General features: G+C 60.2%; 17 protein-coding genes. 16 read left to right on the top strand and 1 reads right to left on the bottom strand.

Features of this window, described 5'->3' with window-relative positions:
- Nucleotides 1–61 precede the first annotated feature (61 nt).
- The 4 genes from rpsF to VOI35_RS05935 all read left to right on the top strand — a co-directional run bounded on the left by rpsF (nucleotide 62) and on the right by VOI35_RS05935 (nucleotide 1,745).
- Nucleotides 62–493, top strand: a complete 432-nt coding sequence (rpsF, locus tag VOI35_RS05950; RefSeq protein WP_407275155.1) for a 30S ribosomal protein S6 — start codon at nucleotides 62–64, stop codon at nucleotides 491–493.
- Nucleotides 494–515: 22 nt separating this feature from the next.
- Nucleotides 516–740, top strand: a complete 225-nt coding sequence (gene rpsR, locus VOI35_RS05945; protein WP_407275154.1) for a 30S ribosomal protein S18 — start codon at nucleotides 516–518, stop codon at nucleotides 738–740.
- 37 nt (nucleotides 741–777) lie between these two features.
- A complete protein-coding gene (rplI, locus tag VOI35_RS05940) occupies nucleotides 778–1,230 on the top strand; it encodes a 50S ribosomal protein L9 (protein WP_407275153.1) in 453 nt (150 codons plus the stop codon).
- A gap of 155 nt (nucleotides 1,231–1,385) precedes the next feature.
- Nucleotides 1,386–1,745: a carboxymuconolactone decarboxylase family protein gene (locus VOI35_RS05935; protein WP_407275152.1), complete on the top strand. Its 360-nt coding sequence runs from the start codon at nucleotides 1,386–1,388 to the stop codon at nucleotides 1,743–1,745.
- 8 nt (nucleotides 1,746–1,753) lie between these two features.
- Here VOI35_RS05935 and VOI35_RS05930 read toward each other — a convergent pair whose 3' ends face one another.
- A complete protein-coding gene (locus VOI35_RS05930) occupies nucleotides 1,754–2,704 on the bottom strand; it encodes a YbhN family protein (protein ID WP_407275151.1) in 951 nt (316 codons plus the stop codon).
- 112 nt (nucleotides 2,705–2,816) lie between these two features.
- On the opposite strand from VOI35_RS05930, the gene VOI35_RS05925 reads away from it, so the two are divergent.
- The 12 genes from VOI35_RS05925 to lpxK all read left to right on the top strand — a co-directional run bounded on the left by VOI35_RS05925 (nucleotide 2,817) and on the right by lpxK (nucleotide 16,710).
- Nucleotides 2,817–3,260, top strand: a complete 444-nt coding sequence (locus tag VOI35_RS05925; RefSeq protein ID WP_407275150.1) for a DNA polymerase III subunit chi — start codon at nucleotides 2,817–2,819, stop codon at nucleotides 3,258–3,260.
- A 30-nt stretch (nucleotides 3,261–3,290) separates the two neighbouring features.
- Nucleotides 3,291–6,146, top strand: a complete 2,856-nt coding sequence (locus VOI35_RS05920; RefSeq protein ID WP_407275149.1) for a valine--tRNA ligase — start codon at nucleotides 3,291–3,293, stop codon at nucleotides 6,144–6,146.
- 41 nt (nucleotides 6,147–6,187) lie between these two features.
- Nucleotides 6,188–6,574, top strand: coding sequence for a lactoylglutathione lyase (gene gloA / locus VOI35_RS05915; RefSeq protein ID WP_407275148.1), 387 nt, complete (start codon nucleotides 6,188–6,190; stop codon nucleotides 6,572–6,574).
- Between the two features lie 440 nt (nucleotides 6,575–7,014).
- A complete protein-coding gene (locus VOI35_RS05910) occupies nucleotides 7,015–7,383 on the top strand; it encodes an ArsR/SmtB family transcription factor (protein WP_407275147.1) in 369 nt (122 codons plus the stop codon).
- Between the two features lie 322 nt (nucleotides 7,384–7,705).
- The gene (locus VOI35_RS05905) at nucleotides 7,706–8,722 is read left to right on the top strand and encodes an ArsJ-associated glyceraldehyde-3-phosphate dehydrogenase (RefSeq protein WP_407275146.1); all 1,017 of its coding nucleotides are present in this window, start codon (nucleotides 7,706–7,708) and stop codon (nucleotides 8,720–8,722) included.
- Entirely contained in the window at nucleotides 8,719–9,915 is a 1,197-nt protein-coding gene (gene arsJ, locus VOI35_RS05900; RefSeq protein ID WP_407275145.1) for an organoarsenical effux MFS transporter ArsJ, read from the top strand. The genes VOI35_RS05905 and arsJ overlap by 4 nt, the downstream gene beginning before the upstream one ends.
- Before the next feature lie 78 nt (nucleotides 9,916–9,993).
- A complete protein-coding gene (locus VOI35_RS05895; RefSeq protein ID WP_407275144.1) occupies nucleotides 9,994–11,106 on the top strand; it encodes a 3-deoxy-7-phosphoheptulonate synthase in 1,113 nt (370 codons plus the stop codon).
- Nucleotides 11,107–11,144: 38 nt separating this feature from the next.
- Complete coding sequence (locus VOI35_RS05890; RefSeq protein WP_407275143.1) at nucleotides 11,145–12,824, top strand: DUF4139 domain-containing protein; 1,680 nt, start codon at nucleotides 11,145–11,147, stop codon at nucleotides 12,822–12,824.
- Between the two features lie 31 nt (nucleotides 12,825–12,855).
- Complete coding sequence (locus VOI35_RS05885) at nucleotides 12,856–13,503, top strand: MotA/TolQ/ExbB proton channel family protein (RefSeq protein WP_407275142.1); 648 nt, start codon at nucleotides 12,856–12,858, stop codon at nucleotides 13,501–13,503.
- Nucleotides 13,500–13,901: an ExbD/TolR family protein gene (locus tag VOI35_RS05880; RefSeq protein ID WP_407275141.1), complete on the top strand. Its 402-nt coding sequence runs from the start codon at nucleotides 13,500–13,502 to the stop codon at nucleotides 13,899–13,901. Before VOI35_RS05885 ends, VOI35_RS05880 begins: the two co-directional genes overlap by 4 nt.
- A complete protein-coding gene (gene msbA, locus VOI35_RS05875; protein ID WP_407275140.1) occupies nucleotides 13,898–15,673 on the top strand; it encodes a lipid A export permease/ATP-binding protein MsbA in 1,776 nt (591 codons plus the stop codon). Before VOI35_RS05880 ends, msbA begins: the two co-directional genes overlap by 4 nt.
- Nucleotides 15,673–16,710 (top strand): tetraacyldisaccharide 4'-kinase, encoded by a 1,038-nt coding sequence (lpxK, locus tag VOI35_RS05870; RefSeq protein WP_407275139.1) that lies wholly within the window; start codon nucleotides 15,673–15,675, stop codon nucleotides 16,708–16,710. Before msbA ends, lpxK begins: the two co-directional genes overlap by 1 nt.
- The last annotated feature ends 4 nt before the right edge of the window (nucleotides 16,711–16,714 follow it).

The following is a 16,714-nucleotide window of genomic DNA, read 5'->3' as shown; positions in this document are numbered from 1 at the left end:
ATTTCTCCTGCCTGACCGTTACGCATACGGCAGGCTGCTTTATCAACCACAGGGGTTCATTATGCGTCATTATGAAATCGTGTTCATGGTTCACCCGGATCAGTCCGAACAAGTGCCCGCCATGATCGAGCGTTATCGCGGCATCATCGAGTCTTCTGGCGGGACAATCCACCGTCTGGAAGACTGGGGGCGTCGCCAGCTGGCTTATCCCATCAACAAACTCGTCAAAGCCCATTATGTGCTGATGAATGTCGAAACCGGCCAGGCCGCGCTGAATGAGCTGGAGGAAGCCTTCCGTTTCAACGACGCAGTTCTGCGGCATTTGACCACGCGCATGGACGGTGCCGAAACCGAGGCGTCTATCATCCTGCGTGAAAAAGAAAACGAACGCCGTCCGCGTCGCCGTGACGATGAGCAAGACGGTGGTCGTTTCGATCGCGATGACGATGAATCCACTGCGTCGCGTGACGAACGCGCCGATGTTGCCGAATAAGTTTCAGGGGAGCTTGTAAGTTATGTCTCGTTTTTTCCGTCGCAAGCGTTTTTGCCGCTTTACCGCAGAAAATGTCGTTCAAATCGATTACAAAGATATCGATACCCTGAAACAGTACCTGACCGAAACCGGAAAGATCGTTCCGGCGCGCGTGACCGGTACGGCTGCCCGTTACCAGCGTCAATTGCAAGCGGCGATCAAGCGCGCCCGCTTCCTGGCGTTGCTGCCGTACACCGATCGCCACTAATCCGGCGGTTGTCACCGGTTTATATTAGGAATTCATCATGCAAGTCATTTTGTTGAATAAAGTAGAAAATCTCGGCACCTTGGGCGATGTGGTCAATGTGCGTCCGGGTTATGCGCGTAACTTCTTGATTCCCTACGGCAAGGCCAAGGCGGCTACCAAGGCGAATCTGGCAGAGTTCGAAGCGCGGCGCGCAGAGCTTGAGCGTCAGGCGGCAGCAGATTTGGCGACCGCCACGGCGTTGGCCGCAAAGCTGGCGGAAGCGATGGTTACTATCGCGGTGAAAGCGGGCGCCGAAGGCAAGTTGTTCGGCTCCGTGGGTACGGCGGAAATCGCTGAGGCGGTTACGGCAGCTTACGATGTGCACATCGAAAAACGCCAGGTTCGCCTGCCCGATGGTGCCCTGCGCACGATTGGCGAGTTTGAGGTTGCGGTGCATCTGCATACCGATGTGGATGCAATGATCAAGGTCGTTGTGGTCGGCGAAGAGTAATCCTCGGCTCTGATCAGTAGACTAAAGCCCTCCGGATTCCGGAGGGCTTTTTGTTTTTATTGGCGTGGATTTTCACCCGGAATCGCTTTGTCATACCTTTGAGGGGGATGTTTGAATATATTGGCGTCTCAGTGAACACCAGTCGGGAGGCTGTGATGACGACAGATATGAATCAAACCCTGCACGATTTCAAACAAGGCATGGGCATGCTCTCGCAAGAAGCGCCCAACACCGTGGCAGCCTTTAATCAGTTCATGGAGACGGCGCTATCCCCGGGGGCGCTGGATGGGAAAACCAAGGAACTGATTGCCTTGGGCATGGCGATTACCGCCCGCTGCGCGTATTGCATCGGGATTCATGTCGGCAAAGTGATGCAAGCCGGCGGTACGCATGCGGAAATCATCGAAGTCTGTCAGGTGGCGATTCTGATGGGCGGTGGTCCGGCGCTGACCTATGTCGCGGAAGTGAAGAAGGCCTTGGATTTATTTGAAAAATCCGCGACCCGTGGCGCGTGAGGCGGTTGTTACTCGAATCGTTCCCTGGCGTTCTGGGTGGCTGTGGGGCGCGGTATGCGAATCCACAGCGCCCATACACTGGCGAGCACCGAACTGCTGAGCAGAAATAAATGGAGATTGAGGGCCGCCGCCGCGATGGCGGGAAGATGCCCGGTAAACGGCTGCAGGGCGAGGATGACCCCCGCTTCAAATGTGCCAAAACCGCCGGGTGCGTGGATGGGGAGAATGGTCGTCAAGTCCCCGCCGATGGCACCGGCCAGCGCGCCGGGAATCGACACCGGCAGCCATTGACTGAGTAGCCAGGCGAGCGTGCCGACTTTCACAATCCAATTGGCGAGTGTCCAGCCCAGCGCGGCGAGCAGTGCGCGTGGATGCTGCGGCAGGCTGTCGATGCCAGCAAGTAGCGGTGCCTTCCAGGCTCGTGCTGGCCGACGAATGAGCCAGTTTTTGAGCGGAACGCGCAACCAATAAACGACAAGTGGCGCGGGCAAGAGCAGTCCCACCGGCAAAAGCCAAAGTTCGGACAGACCGCTGCCTAGAATGGCGATTCCGAGCCCAATCAGCACCAACACTTGAAGATCCAACAGGCGAAACCAGAGCAACACCGGCACGCTGCGGGTAGCGGGCAGGCCAAAGTATCGTTGCATCAATACGGGGAAGCTCAGTTCCCCGCTGCGCATGGGGAGCAGGTTATTCAGCAGAATGTGCCAGGTCGTGAGGCGAAGACAAGGCCAAAATTGGCCGCGTAACTCGGTGAGAAAATAGCGCTGGATACGCAGGGCGCGCAGCCAGTAGCTCAAGCTCATCAGCCCCAGCGCCAGCAAAATGGCGGGCCAGGAAAGCATTTGCCACGGTTGGATGAGACGATCGGGGCCAATCCAGATCACCGCCGTCGCCAAGCCGGCGAGTACGAGCAGCCAGAGTAGGGTCGCAATCATCGTGGAAGAGCGTTCACGCATGGGGAAGCCGGACGGTAGGCGGTGTTGTGCGGCATAATACGCGCTCGCGCGGCGCCGGTCTTGTGTGGCCGCAGGCTTGAACGCCACGAAGCGGATCGGAGAGGCAGGCAGAATGACGGCGGTGGTATTTCATTTGATCGATGATCCGGATCCCGAGGCCTATTGGTACTACGCGGCGGAACTCTGCGCCCAGGCGGCGGCTTCTGAGCAGATGTTGTATGTGGTTTTTCAGGATCATGACCAGCTCGAATATTTCGACGAGTACCTCTGGGGCTATCGCAGCGACGCGTTTGTGCCACACACGGCTGACCCGGAAGACAGCGCCCATGCTCCGGTCTTTTTAGGCGTCGATGCGGTTGCAGGCGGCTTTGATGCGGTGTTGAACCTGTCGGATCGGTTGATCGAGCGCGTGGCCGATCGGGTTCAAGTGGATGAAGTCGTCGATGCCGATCCGGCGCGGCGCGCGCGGGCGCGCGATCGCTGGCGCAGTTATCAAGCGCAGGGCGTGACGCTGCAGCACCGACCCGTGGCCTTGGTGCCCCGGGCAGAGGATTGATTTTTCTTTTTGATTTTTTTAAGAAATTCCATGGATAAAACCTATACCCCAGCCGAAATCGAGGCGCCCTGTTACAACCGTTGGCAATCCGGGGGCTATTTTGCCCCGAGGGCGGATTTACCGGCAGATGCCCCGAATTACTGCATCATGCTGCCGCCGCCCAATGTGACTGGGCGGCTGCATATGGGGCATGCGTTTCAGGACACCCTGATGGATGTGCTGACGCGGGTTCACCGTATGCGGGGCGAACGAACCTTATGGCAGCCCGGCACCGATCACGCCGGCATCGCCACGCAAATGGTGGTGGAACGGCAGCTCGAAGCGGAGGGCAAGACGCGCCACGATCTGGGGCGCGAGGCGTTTATCGAACGGGTTTGGCAGTGGAAAGGCGAGTCCGGTGGGTTCATTTCCGAACAGATGAAACGCCTCGGTGCCGCCTGCGACTGGTCGCGCGAGCGCTTCACGATGGACGAGGGCTTGTCGGCGGCGGTGCGCGAGGTGTTCGTGCGCCTGTATGACGATGGTCTGATTTATCGCGGCAAGCGGTTGGTGAACTGGGATCCGGTGCTGCACACCGCCGTGTCTGACTTGGAGGTAATGAGCGAGGAAGAGACGGGGCATCTCTGGCATTTGCGCTATCCCCTGACGGACGGAAGCGGCTTTTTAGTGGTGGCGACGACCCGCCCGGAGACGATGTTGGGCGATACCGCCGTGGCCGTTAACCCCGAGGATGAGCGCTACAAACACCTGATCGGCAAGACGATTACCCTGCCGTTGGTCGGGCGTGAGATTCCGATTATCGCGGACGATTATGTCGATCCGGCCTTTGGTTCCGGCTGCGTGAAGATTACTCCGGCGCATGACTTCAACGACTATGCCGTGGGGCAGCGGCACGGCTTGCCGATGATCAATGTGCTCACCGTGGATGCGCGCATTCGATCCTGCCCGGAGATCGTAGGGGCTGATCTGCTGGCCGAGCCTTTGCCGGCGCACTATGTGGGACTGGATCGCTACGAAGCGCGGGATCGGATCATTCACGATCTCAAGCAGTTGGATTTGTTAGAGAAGATCGACGACCACAAACTGATGGTGCCGCGTGGGGATCGCTCTGGCGCGGTGATCGAACCGATGCTGACCGACCAATGGTTTGTTGATCTGACTCGGGAACAACAGGCGGATGGCCGCCCCGGCGGGCTGGCCGCGATCACCCGTCCGGCGCTCGATGCGGTGCGTGGTGGCAGCATCCGGTTCGTGCCGGAAAACTGGTCGAATACCTACTATCAATGGCTGGAGAACATTCAGGATTGGTGCATCAGTCGGCAAATCTGGTGGGGGCACCGCATTCCGGCGTGGTATGACGAGGCGGGGCGCGTGTTCGTCGGACGAACGGAGGCCGAGGTTCGTGCGCGGCACGGGCTGGATGCGACAGTGACGCTGACACAGGATGCCGATGTGCTGGATACCTGGTTTTCCTCGGCGCTGTGGCCGTTTTCCACGCTGGGCTGGCCTGAATCCACCGTGGCGTTGCAGCAGTTTTATCCGACCAGCGTGCTTGTCACCGGCTTCGACATTATTTTTTTCTGGGTGGCGCGGATGGTGATGATGGGGCAATACTTCATCGGCCAGGTGCCCTTCCGCGAGGTGTATGTCCACGGACTGGTACGCGATCGCCACGGGCAGAAAATGTCGAAATCCAAGGGCAATGTGCTCGACCCGATTGACCTGATCGACGGGATCGACCTGCCCGCGCTGGTAGCCAAACGCACGGCCGGGATGATGCAGCCGCAGAAAGCCCGCGCGATCGAGAAAGATACACGGCAGGAATTTCCCGAGGGCATTCCCGCCTACGGCACAGATGCGGTGCGGCTTACCTTTGCGGCGCTGGCGACCACCGGGCGGGATGTGCGGTTTGATCTGGCGCGCGTGGAAGGGTACCGCAATTTCTGTAACAAACTCTGGAACGCCAGCCGGTTTGTGGTCATGCAGTGCGAAGGCCAGGATACCGGACTGGGCGATGCCCCGGTGACGCTGAGCGAGGCTGACCGCTGGGTGATCAGTCGGCTACAGCAAGTCGAGCAGGAGGTTAACCAGCACATCGATACCTACCGCTTCGATCTGGCCGCGCAGTTGATGTACGAATTCACTTGGAACGAGTACTGCGATTGGTATCTGGAATTCGCCAAGCCTCAATTGAAGCAGGCCGATGAAGCTGCGGCACGCGGTACCCGGCGAACCCTGCTGCGGGTGTTGGAGGCTCTGCTGCGACTCTGGCATCCATTCATCCCGTTCATCACTGAAACAATTTGGCAGCGCGTGGCACCGATGGCGCTCCCCGAGGCCGAACGGGTTGAGAGCATTCTTGCTCGATCGTTCCCGCAGAGTGATGCAGGCAAGATCGACCCGTCCGCGCTGTCGGCTGTCGAATGGCTCAAGCAGGTGATTCTCGGTGTTCGCCGAATCCGCGCTGATATGGACATCGCCCCCGGCAAGCCGCTGGAGGTGTTGGTCACCCAGGCAACGGCGGAGGAAGGGGCGCGGTTCGAACGGTTCGCCGAACTGCTGCAAGGCGTGGGGCGCATCAACCGCGTGCAGATTCTGCCCGAAGGCGCCGCCGTGCCTGAAGCCGCGTTAGCCTTGGTGGGCAGCTTGCAGCTCCATATCCCGCTGGCAGGATTGATCGACAAAGCGGCTGAACTGGCGCGCTTGCAGCGGGAAATGGGCAAAATCGAGGCGGAGATGACCAAGGCGCGGGCGAAGCTCGATGCGCCGGGTTTTGCCGAGCGCGCACCGGCTGCGGTGGTTGCCCAGGAACGGGCGCGTCTGGAGCAATTCACGCAGGCGTTGGCCGACTTGCAGCGGCAGAAGGAACGCATAGAAAGACTATAGTCTTTATTAATCCTTTGGTTATCCGATGGAGTTCGAGTGATATGAGATTTTTACACACTATGTTGCGTGTGCGGGATTTGTCCGCATCGATCCGGTTCTACACCGAAGTGCTTGGCATGCGGCTGTTGCGTCAAAAGGATTATCCCGCTGGAGAATTCACGCTGGCTTTTTTGGGCTATGGCGATGAGCAGGATCACACCGTGCTCGAATTGACGCACAACTGGGGCGATCATCACTACGACCTCGGCACGGGATTTGGGCATCTGGCGATCGAAGTGGACGATGTGTATGAGGCCGCAGCGCGTATCAAGGCAAAGGGCGGCAAGATTCTGCGCGAGGCCGGTCCGATGAACGCGGGCACCACGATCATTGCCTTTGTGGCGGATCCAGATGGTTATCCCATCGAGTTGATTGGTGCCAAACATTGAGGCGCGGGGCGGCTGAGCCTGTGGTGGCTCCCCCGGAATTGCCTCAAGACAGCGCACAGGGGCAGGCCAGATTGCCTCATTTTCAGGCTTGACAATTCCAGTTTATGCACAAAGAAGGCGCGGCCACCCTACCGCGTTTTTTTGCGCCCTTAAAGATCAGGCGCTTAGCCATGTTGTTAAGTTAAGTTATTGATGTAAAAAGGATAAATTTCCAGCGAATGACGCTGTTGTTTTTTTCGCCACAACCAATAACCGCTTGATCCGGCAAGCTCGGAGCATGCTTTTCCCCAAGGTTATCCACAGTTCTTGTGTATAACCTTAGGTCGGGGGTAGGGGGTGAACGGGCGTGATTTTCAACCTGAATCTGACTGGTTCTGTCATGCGTTTGACATCTGTCCCCGCTATTGTGCCCTTCCATCCGGCAAAGCGAATGAAGGCAGATGGTTCGACAAAATTCCGCCCAACACCTAGCGCAAGCTTTCGGCGTTCTATCCGACGAAACTCGGTTGCAGATTTTGCTGCTGCTCGAATCTCAGCCCTGCCTGTGTGTCTGTCATTTGCAGGCGCTGTTGGCCAAGCCGCAATCGACTATTTCTCGTCATCTTGGGGTGTTGCTGAGTTGCGGCTGGGTAACGGTGGCGCGCAAAGGGACGGCGAAAATTTACCGTTTGGCGCTGCCGCGACCGGGCTGGCTGTCCGAGTTGATTCAGGGGGCGGGGTATCGATGGCGCTTGAGCCCGGATGGTGCGCGGCTGCTCTCGACTGCCCAGCAGATGTATCAGGACAATGCGGTATGGATGGCCGCCTAGGAGCCGCCTGCTGGCCTTTCCTTGGTCTGCAATGCGCAGGTTTCTGCCGTGTAACCGTGGTCGCATCAGGTATTGGGGATTTTTCCGCGCCTTCAGGGTACTTCGAAAAACCGTCACGAGTGGGCGGAGTGCAAGGAGTCCCGCAGCGAATCCCTGAGACATATCAATTAGATAGGCGAGGGGTGAGCGAGGAAACGCCGCCGCAATCCGTTCGCGCAGTAGGTTTTTCGAGGTGCCCTTGAGTCGCAAGACGCTTTTGCGCTGACTTACCGGGAAGGCGCTTGCTTATCCATTCATTTTTTAGGTTTAACGGGAGAAAAATATGACGATTCGTGTCGCAATCAATGGGTTTGGGCGAATGGGTCGGCTGGCACTGCGGGCCTTGGTCGATCGCCCAGCGCTCGGCCTGACGGTCGTGCATATCAATGAAATTGCTGCGGATGCCGCCTGTATGGCGCATCTGACTGAGTTTGATTCCGTGCATGGCCGTTGGCCGCATGCGCTTTCGGCGGGCGAGGATTATCTTGAAGTCGATGGCATGCGGATCGGCTATTCGATGCACAAAACCATCGATGCGCTGGATTGGTCGGAGCTCGGCGTGGATGTGGTGATCGAGGCGACGGGCAAATGGCGCAGTTATGAACAGATTGCCGCGCACCTCACCCAGGGCGCGCCCCGGGTCGTAGTGGCTGCGCCGGTCAAGCATCCTGATGTGCTGAATGTGGTGATGGGTGTGAATGAGGATCGATTCGAACCCGCACGGCACCGGATCGTCACGGCCGCTTCCTGTACCACCAACTGCCTCGCACCGGTGGTGCAGGCGATGCACACCTCGATTGGCATCGTGCGCGGGACGATGACCACGATGCACGATCTGACCAATACCCAGGCCGTGGTCGATAAGGGCGATAAAGACTGGCGGCGGGCGAGGGCATCGAGCATGTCGCTGTCGCCAACGACGACAGGCTCGGCCAAGGCGATTGGCGAGATTTTCCCCGAACTCAATGGCCGGTTGAATGGTTTGGCGGTGCGGGTGCCGCTGCTGAATGCCTCGTTGACCGACTTCGTGTTCGAAGCGCCGCGTGCGACCAGCGTGGAAGAGGTGAATGCGCGATTGACCGAGGCCGCTGCGCGCCAGCCGGAGATTATCGGCGTCGAGACGCGGCCGCTGGTGTCGATCGACTTTGTCAATGACCCGCGCTCCAGCATCGTCGATCTTCCTTCGACCATGGTGATCGATGAACGGATGGTGAAAATCCTGGCGTGGTATGACAACGAATGGGGCTATGCCAACCGGATGGTTGAGTTGGTCTCGCTCGTCGGGCACCGCGCATCATGAATCCGGCACTGCGCCAGTACGCGGTCGTTACCGGCAACTATTGGGCGTTCACCCTGACCGATGGCGCCATCCGGATGCTGGTGGTGCTGCACTTCTATCAACTTGGTTATTCGCCCTTTGCGATTGCCATGTTGTTCGTGTTTTATGAAGTGTTCGGCATTCTCACCAATCTGGTGGGCGGCTGGTTTGGCGCGCGCCTGGGGTTGAACCGCACCATGCAGATGGGCACCGCCCTGCAAATTTTCGCCCTGTTGATGTTGACCGTGCCGGCTGCCTGGCTGACCGTGCCGTATGTCATGACGGCGCAGGCTTTGTCCGGCGTGGCGAAAGATTTGAACAAAATGTCGGCCAAGGCCGGGGTCAAGCTGATTGCCGGTGCGCAGGAAGATCGTCTGTTTTCCTGGGTGGCGTGGATCACGGGGTCGAAAAATGCCCTCAAAGGGCTGGGGTTTTTTCTCGGTGCCTTGCTGTTGGCGCTGCTGGGATTCGCGGGTGCCAACGCCGCCCTGGCGCTGATGCTGCTGATCGGTTTTCTGGCAACGCTGACCTTGCCAGCCGGGCTCGGGGCGATTCCCGGCAAGACCAAATTCCGCCAACTCTTTGCGCAGGAACCGGCGATCAATTGGCTGGCGGCCGCCCGGCTGTTTTTGTTTGGCGCGCGCGATGTCTGGTTCGTGGTCGCCCTGCCGGTGTATCTGGTGTCGATCGGTTGGTCGTTTGAATGGGTCGGAGCCTATCTCGCCCTGTGGGTGGTCGGTTATGGCATGGTTCAGGCCGCCGCGCCGACATTTTTCCGGCGGCGACAGCAGGCACCGGACGCGACCGCCGCCTTGTGGTGGACGCTGTCGCTGGTCGGCACGCCCGTCTTGATTGCGGCGGCTCTGTGGCTGGGCTGGCCGCCGGGCTGGGTCGTGACGCTGGGTCTGATCGTATTCGGCGGGTTGTTCGCGTTGAATTCCGCGCTGCATTCGTATTTGATCCTGCGGTACTCGGACTTTGACAAGGCGTCGTTGAATGTGGGGTTCTATTACGCCGCCAATGCCGGTGGGCGCCTGTTGGGCACCGTGTTGTCGGGCTACAGCTATCAGCAAATCGGGTTTATCGGTTGCCTGCTGGTTTCTGCAGGTTTTTTGATGCTGGCCGCCGTCTTCACACAGCAGATGAGTCGGCTGATGGTGGGCGCGAAAGGGTGACGAGTCGCGCTTGGCGCAGTACCATGCGGGGCTGGCTTACATCACCGTAAGCAACCTTGTTACACGAGCCTCACGATCATGACCCAGCACGCGACTGATGACCTGCGCATTCTTGAAATTCACAACCTGCATTCGCCAGAGGCGGTGCGCGCCCAGTTTCCCTTGACGGAACGCGGCGCGCAGACCGTGTTCGAGACACGGCAGGCGATTCGCGCCATTCTCAATCAGACCGATGATCGCTTGCTGGTGGTGATGGGGCCCTGCTCGATTCATGATGTCGCCGCAGCGCGGGAATATGGTGCGCGGCTGAAGGCGCTGGCCGATGCGGTCAAGGACGATATTTTGCTGGTGATGCGGGTGTATTTTGAAAAGCCCCGCACTACGGTGGGCTGGAAAGGGCTCATCAACGATCCGGATCTCGATGGCAGCTTCGCGATCAACAAAGGGCTCGGCATCGCCCGGCATTTGCTGGTGGATCTGGCGGATATGGGCGTCCCTGCGGCGACCGAATATCTCGATCTGATCAGCCCGCAGTATGTGTCGGATGCCGTGGCCTGGGGGGCGATTGGTGCGCGCACTACAGAATCCCAGGTGCACCGGGAACTGGCCTCTGGGCTCTCCTGCCCGGTCGGGTTCAAAAATGGCACGGATGGCGGATTGCAGGTGGCGATCGACGCGATTCGTGCGGCGGCGCGTCCGCATCACTTCCTCTCGGTCACCAAGGCGGGGCATTCGGCTATTTTCTCGACTGCGGGGAATGGCGATTGCCACATCATTCTGCGCGGCGGCAAACAGCCGAATTACGATGCGGGCAGTGTCAATGATGCCCTGGAAAAACTGCGGGCGTCGGAATTGCCCGAACGCCTGATGATCGATTTTTCCCACGCCAACAGCCAGAAGCAGCATGCCCGGCAGATTCAGGTCGCCGAGGCCGTGGCTGCGCAGATTGCGGCGGGCAATGCGGGCATTATCGGCGCGATGGTCGAAAGTCACCTGGTCGGCGGGCGGCAGGATGTGCATCCGGGGCGTGCCTTGGTGTACGGCCAGAGCATTACGGACGCCTGTATCGCCTGGGAGGACAGCGGCCCGTTGATTCACCGTCTGGCGGAAGCCGTGCGGATGCGCCGTGCCGGTGGCGGTGTGTGGGAGAACACCCTGCACGAATGCGGTACACCCGAGTCGGCGGGCTGAGTGCGGGCGATGCTGCGGTTTTCGCGTGGGGGTGCTCGATGAGGCAGAATCAACGCATTCCTCGTCCTTGGGCGCGAATGGCCGCCTGGGGCGCACTGTTGGGGGGCTTGTTCGCTGCGGTCTTGCCGGCGGCGGCCACGCCCATGATCACGGTGGACAGCGCGCCGACGGCGGTGACGGTGCTACCGGAGGGTGCCTGGGTCACGCGGCAAATGACGCTTTCTCTGCCCGCAACGGGTACGGCATCCGTTGCCATCACCCAACTGCCGGGCAGTCTGGATCGAGCCAGTGTGCAGATCGCCAGCGACCAGGCTGATCTGACCGCGCCAATCCAGTGGCGGCAGGCGCCGATCGAACAATCACCGGCCTGGATCGCGTTGCATACGCAACAAGTCGCCCTGGATCAGCGCGAAGCCAAGGCCAGCGATGCCTTGCTGGCGGCGCAACTGCGGTTGCAGGTACTGCAGGCCGAGGTGTCGGTGCCTGAACGGAGTTCGGCACGAAGCCATCTGGTGCTGCCGACGGTGCTGACCGACCCCGCAGCCAAAGCAGCGTTTGACCGCTTGCTCACCACCTTGATTGAATCCCAGCGCACGGCAAAAAACGAACTGGCCGAGATCGCGCAGGCCCGTGCCGCGCTGCAAACACAATTCGATGACCTGAAAAACCAGCCGCCCCGGCAGGTGGCCGAACTCAAACTCGCGCGGCGTCAGGCCGGCAGCGAGCCGGTCAACCTGACCTTGCGTTATCGGGTGGCGGATGCCGCGTGGCGGCCGGTTTATCGCGCCGACCTGATGTTGCCGCCCGCATCCGACAAATCCTCGGTCGTGGATACGGCGCGCATCCACTGGCGCATGACGGCTGAAGTCAGCCAGCAAACCGGCGAGGATTGGTCGGCGGTGCCCTTGACGCTGGCATTGCAGGACACCCGTCGCTATGTGCCCGTGCCGCATTTCAGCCGCTGGACGATTGGATTCGCGCCGCCGTTACCGGCACCTCGGCAGCCCCTGATGTCAGAGGCCGTCAAAGCGATGGTTGCGCCGGCGAGTGCGCCGATGATGGAATTGGCGAACGACAGCGGGTTTCAGGCGGAGTTTCACAGCCAACAGCCGGTTACCGTGCTGAGTGGTTCCGCGCAATCGACTGGATCGATTACGATTCCCTTGTTGCAGCAAACCGTGGATGCGGTACCGGCGCTGTGGGTAGCGCCGCCAACTCTGACCCAGGCTGTGTTGACGGCCCGGTTTACGCCGGAGCTCACCGAGGCCTTGCCGCCGGGCACCTGGCAGTTGTTTTTGGCGGGCACCCAGGTCGCGGAAATCCAGCGCCCGGCGTTGCAACCCAAACAAGAGATCCGCCTGAGTTTTGGGGAAGATCCGAAAGTCCGCGTGAACTACACGGCGGCACCCAATCAGCGCGAAGAAAATGGCCTGATTGGCAAATCGACCCAGATGCAGCGCTCGTTTACCGTGTCGCTAACCAGTGCCCATACCCGTGCCGTGCCGGTGACGGTCTTGATGCAAATGCCGGTGCCGGTCGATGCCGAGTTGTCGGTCGAACCGCTGCTGGATCTGACGCCGCCGACGAGCAAGCAGTTTGAGCAGATTGACGGCTTGTGGGCCTGGTCAAACCAGCTCAAACCGGGGCAGAAAATTTCCATCCAGTTTGGCTATCGTGTGCGATGGCCTTCAGACAAGACCGTGTATGGATTGCGTTAACTTGAGCACAAGGCAGTAAAGGAGTACGAGCATGTTGGAACTGGTGTTGGCGGGCGGTGGCATGATGGGGCCGATCATTCTGGCCTCGGTGATTGCCCTGGCGATCGTGATCGAACGGTTGTTTGCGTTGCGGTACAGCCGCTTGATGGGCGGCGATCCGGTGGGCACGGTGGAAAGCTGGCTGGCGTCCGGGGGTGGGGGCATCAACGCCTTGCGTCTCAGCGAGCTGGCGCGGAAATCTCCGCTGGGCATGGTGCTGGCCGCGGGGCTGCAGGAGGCGGCGGATCCCACCGCGATGCGCCACCGGATCGAAGATGCGGGGCGGCATGTGGCGCACCAGATGGAACGGTATTTGAATACCCTGGGCACGATTGCGGTGATTTCCCCCCTGCTGGGCTTGCTCGGTACCGTGGTCGGGATTATCGATGTGTTTCAATCGCTGACCCAGGTCGGGGGCGCGGCGGGCGTCAATCCGGAGCTGCTGGCGGGCGGTATTGCCAAGGCACTGGTGACCACGGCGGGCGGGATCATGGTGGCGGTGCCGGCCTATGTCTTTCATCGCTATTTCCGCGGCTTGGTGGATGAGCGGGTGATCGATATGGAACGCGAGGCGATTCGCCTGGTGGACTTGCTGCATCCGACCGATGCGACCCTGAATGTGACGAGGAAAGGGGTATGAATTTTCGTCCCAAACCGCGCGAGGAATTGGAGCTGAATCTGATTCCGTTGATTGATGTCATCTTCATGTTGTTGATTTTCTTCATGTTGACGACGACCTTCATTCATGATCGCACCCTCAATGTCACATTGCCGGTTTCAGACCAGGGCAGTGCGCAGCGGGCTCCGGTGCAGGATCATGTGATTGAAATTGCCGAGGATGGCCGGATCGCGCTGGATGGCCATATTTTGCCGGTAGATCAGCTTTTGCCCGCCTTGCGACCTTTGGCGGCTGATGGGCGACCGTTCGTGGTCTGGGCGGATGCCAATGTGGTCAATCAGAAAGTGGTCACCGTGCTCGACCTGGTGCGCGCGGCCGGCATTACCAAGGTCGGCCTTGGGACACAGCCGATTAAATGACGGAACCCCGCACCGCCGCCATGTCGGGATTTGCCACCTACCGGCGCCTGTTGCGCTATACGCGGCGTTATTGGCGTATTCTGGCCTTGGCCATCGTCGGCATGCTGGTCGCCGCCGCGACCGAGGTGGCATTTGCCGCCTTGATGAAGCCGCTGCTCGATGGCAGCTTCGTGCATCGTGATCCGGCCACCATTCAGGCCATGCCGTTCTGGTTGTTGGCGGTGTTTATCGCCCGCATGATCGGCGAATTTACTTCCGATTATGGGATGGCTTGGGTCGGGCGTTCCGTGATCCACGACCTCAAACGGGATGTATTCGAGCAGGTGCTGCATCTGCCCGTGCGGTTTTTCGATCATACGCCGGGGGGCGACATTCTCACCCGGCTCAATTATCAAAGCGAACAGGTTTCCGAGGCCGCCTCGCGCGCCTTGACCACGCTGATTCGGGATTCCGTCACCGTGGCGGGCTTGCTCGGCTGGATGGTGTATCTGAGCTGGCAGTTGGCGCTGTTTCTGCTCGTGCTCACCCCGGTATTGGTGGTGCTGGTGGCGGGGATTTCGCGGGCTTTTCGTCGCTATGCCCGGCAAATTCAAGCCTCGATGGGTGGCGTCTCCCATGTGGCCGAGGAGGTAATTGCCGCCCATCGCGTGGTCAAGCTGTATAACGGCGAGTCGTTCGAGCGCGCGCGTTTTGCCCAGATCAACCGAAAGAATTTCCGGGACTTCATGCGGATGCAGTCGGTGAATTCGATTGCCTCGCCGCTGACCCAATTGATCCTGGCCATCGGGATTGCCGGCATTATCTGGTTTGCGACCAGCGGCGATCGTTTGCAGGTAATCAGCGTGGGCACCTTCGTGTCGTTCATCACGGCACTGAGTTTGATGCTCGCGCCGATGAAGCGGTTGATTGGCGTGAACGCGGTGCTGCAACGCGGCATTGCGGCGGGCGAAAGCCTGTTTGGTTTGATGGATGAACCCCGCGAAGTGGATACCGTGCCGCACAGTCGATCCCTTCGAGTATCCGGCGCCATTGCGTTTGAGGGCGTTGGGTTGCGCTATACGCCCGAAGGGCCATGGGTGTTGGCGGATGTGAATCTGCACATCGAGGCCGGACAAACCGTGGCTCTGGTGGGACGCAGCGGCGCGGGGAAATCGACCTTGATGGCGGCGTTGCCTCGTTTTGTGCCGTTATCTACCGGCACCATCCGGCTGGATGACTGGTCGATCGATGCGTTGTCGCTCGCCGAGCTGCGTCGGCAATTTGCCTATGTGTCGCAGGATACTGTGCTGTTTCATACGACCGTGGCCGCGAATATCGGGTACAGCGATGGTGCCAATTTTGATCGGGCGCGGGTCGTGGCGGCGGCCGAGGCGGCCTTTGCCCGATCGTTCATCGAAGCCTTGCCGCAGGGTTTCGATACCATGGTCGGGGAAAACGGCGTGCTGCTCTCCGGCGGGCAGCGGCAGCGCTTGGCGATTGCCCGTGCCCTGTACCGCGATGCGCCCATCTTGATGCTGGATGAAGCCACTTCGGCGCTCGATACCGAATCCGAACGGCACATCCAGGCGGCTTTGGAGAATCTCTGTCGCGGACGAACCACCCTCGTCATTGCGCATCGGCTTTCGACCATCGAGCGTGCCGATCGCATCCTCGTGCTGGATCATGGGCGGGTGATCGAGTCCGGCACGCATCGGGAATTGCTGGCGGCCGGTGGGGCGTATGCCGCGCTGCATCGCCTGCAATTCAAGGCGTCCGAGCCGCTGGAGACCTGATGCGCTACCCGGCATTCTGGCAGCGTCGCGGTCTGCGCAGCCTGCTCCTGTGGCCGCTGTCCCTGTTGGTCTGCGTGATTGCCGTGCGGCGACGGGTGCGCGCTTCGGCGAGACAAAGAGAGATTGAGTTGCCCCGTCCGGTGCTGGTGGTGGGCAATCTCACGGTGGGCGGTACCGGCAAAACACCCGTGCTGATCGCCTTAGCGCAGGCGCTTCAGGCCGAGGGGGTTGCGGTGGGCGTGGTCAGCCGGGGCTATGGCGCGCGGATCGGCGTAGAGCCGCGTGATGTTGCCGAAGCGGCGAGCGCGGCGGAGGTGGGCGATGAGCCGTGGTTGATCCACGAAGCGACCGGTGTGCCGGTGGTGGTTCACCCTGATCGTCTGCGCGCTGCCGCGCTGTTGTGTGCTCGATACCCGGAGATTCGTCTGGTTCTGAGTGATGATGGTCTGCAGCATCATGCCTTACCGCGTCGCTGGAATTGGGTCGTGCTGGATGCGCGACGCGGGCTGGGCAACCGGTTTTGTCTTCCGGCCGGTCCTTTGCGGGAACCGGCAAGCGGGCTGGATCGGGCAGCGGTCGTGCTGGTCAATGGTGCGCCGGATCTGGCCAGTGCGCGGGCTCTGGGTGGGGATCGTGCCCAGCCGGTGCAATTTGTGCTGACCGGCATGAAAGATCTGTACACCGGCCGGGTCTGGCCGCTGGATGAATTTCTGGCCGGTCCCGGTGCTGAACCGTTGATTGCCCTCGCGGCCATTGGTCATCCGGAGCGTTTTTTTGCGGCACTCACCGCACTGGGGTTGACGCTGGAAACCTATGCCTTGGCCGACCATGCGCCGGTGCCGACGGGGCTGCGGCATCATCTGCGACGGAGTGGCCAAGTCGTCGTGATGACAGAAAAAGATGCCGCCAAATGGATCGTGCAGCGTCCGGGCTGGCACAATCAGCCCGGCCAGGTGTTCGCCGCCTGCGGTCGGATCGATCTTCCGGCGGGTTTGGTGGCATCCTTGATTGCCGAGCTTCCTGGCGAATCAAATTAAGAGG

Origin of the sequence: Halothiobacillus sp. DCM-1 (assembly GCF_045689735.1) — a bacterium.
In the GTDB taxonomy this organism is placed as follows: Bacteria; Pseudomonadota; Gammaproteobacteria; order Halothiobacillales; family Halothiobacillaceae; genus Halothiobacillus.
This window is presented reverse-complemented; position numbering and strand designations above follow the sequence as displayed.

Excerpts from the sequence above, each read along its gene's own strand:
- rpsF (WP_407275155.1), top strand. The coding sequence starts at position 62 with ATGCGTCATTATGAAATCGTGTTCATGGTTCACCCGGATCAGTCCGAA.
- rpsR (WP_407275154.1), top strand. The coding sequence starts at position 516 with ATGTCTCGTTTTTTCCGTCGCAAGCGTTTTTGCCGCTTTACCGCAGAA.
- rplI (WP_407275153.1), top strand. The coding sequence starts at position 778 with ATGCAAGTCATTTTGTTGAATAAAGTAGAAAATCTCGGCACCTTGGGC.
- VOI35_RS05935 (WP_407275152.1), top strand. The coding sequence starts at position 1,386 with ATGACGACAGATATGAATCAAACCCTGCACGATTTCAAACAAGGCATG.
- VOI35_RS05930 (WP_407275151.1), bottom strand. The coding sequence starts at position 2,704 with ATGCGTGAACGCTCTTCCACGATGATTGCGACCCTACTCTGGCTGCTC.
- VOI35_RS05925 (WP_407275150.1), top strand. The coding sequence starts at position 2,817 with ATGACGGCGGTGGTATTTCATTTGATCGATGATCCGGATCCCGAGGCC.
- VOI35_RS05920 (WP_407275149.1), top strand. The coding sequence starts at position 3,291 with ATGGATAAAACCTATACCCCAGCCGAAATCGAGGCGCCCTGTTACAAC.
- gloA (WP_407275148.1), top strand. The coding sequence starts at position 6,188 with ATGAGATTTTTACACACTATGTTGCGTGTGCGGGATTTGTCCGCATCG.
- VOI35_RS05910 (WP_407275147.1), top strand. The coding sequence starts at position 7,015 with ATGGTTCGACAAAATTCCGCCCAACACCTAGCGCAAGCTTTCGGCGTT.
- VOI35_RS05905 (WP_407275146.1), top strand. The coding sequence starts at position 7,706 with ATGACGATTCGTGTCGCAATCAATGGGTTTGGGCGAATGGGTCGGCTG.
- arsJ (WP_407275145.1), top strand. The coding sequence starts at position 8,719 with ATGAATCCGGCACTGCGCCAGTACGCGGTCGTTACCGGCAACTATTGG.
- VOI35_RS05895 (WP_407275144.1), top strand. The coding sequence starts at position 9,994 with ATGACCCAGCACGCGACTGATGACCTGCGCATTCTTGAAATTCACAAC.
- VOI35_RS05890 (WP_407275143.1), top strand. The coding sequence starts at position 11,145 with ATGAGGCAGAATCAACGCATTCCTCGTCCTTGGGCGCGAATGGCCGCC.
- VOI35_RS05885 (WP_407275142.1), top strand. The coding sequence starts at position 12,856 with ATGTTGGAACTGGTGTTGGCGGGCGGTGGCATGATGGGGCCGATCATT.
- VOI35_RS05880 (WP_407275141.1), top strand. The coding sequence starts at position 13,500 with ATGAATTTTCGTCCCAAACCGCGCGAGGAATTGGAGCTGAATCTGATT.
- msbA (WP_407275140.1), top strand. The coding sequence starts at position 13,898 with ATGACGGAACCCCGCACCGCCGCCATGTCGGGATTTGCCACCTACCGG.
- lpxK (WP_407275139.1), top strand. The coding sequence starts at position 15,673 with ATGCGCTACCCGGCATTCTGGCAGCGTCGCGGTCTGCGCAGCCTGCTC.